Genomic DNA, 637 nt, shown 5'->3' with positions numbered 1-637 from the left:
GCAGTTTGTGGCCGAAAACCTGTATTTATTGAGGCATGATGGAGAACGATGGGAAGTCACCAAAAAATTCGACCTTAGAAAAAAGAGCGTTTAGAATATGGCAGAATGTAGCGTTTAGAAACCCCGAGAATTCGGGGCGCATGAATGTCTTATTTCCTGCAAGCCCAGAATAGGAGCATTGATTTCTTTTAGTGAAATGGAGACATATTTAGCGCTTTTTTCGCCGGATAGAGCTTTTGGTTCTTTTGTTGGCACAAAAGAACAAGAACATTATGTTGACCTCTGAAATCTGAATAAGATTATTATGAAGTTGGCTCGAAAACCTCTTCTACATTCTCCTGTAATTTTTGGGCAAGTTCTTTTCTGTCTGAAGATCGAACCGCTTTATCGTTGAACCGGATTTTACAATGCACTTCCCTGGTTTGTGCAAGCTTTAACACATGCTCCAGAAATCCATGGCGCGCTCCGAAAAAGCAAACACTGTCCCGCGCTGGTTCGTCACAAGCTCCGGTTATATATGAAATGGCGGCAGTATGAACCGGAACCTCAGCCTCCGCGGGATATTTGAGCAAGGAAGCGTGAAATGGTAGTACTGCTTCTCCTCCTGAAGAAGTGCTTTCCGGAAATACGATCAACC

Annotated in this window: 1 pseudogene; it reads right to left on the bottom strand. The window is 43.5% G+C overall.

The features are described from left to right. Window positions 1-302: 302 nt before the first annotated feature. Window positions 303-637: pseudogene (locus tag RI561_RS13765) on the bottom strand (hypothetical protein); the annotation flags it as partial.

Origin of the sequence: Gracilimonas sp. (genome assembly GCF_031581265.1) — a bacterium.
Taxonomy (GTDB): Bacteria; Bacteroidota; Rhodothermia; order Balneolales; family Balneolaceae; genus Gracilimonas.
This window is presented reverse-complemented; position numbering and strand designations above follow the sequence as displayed.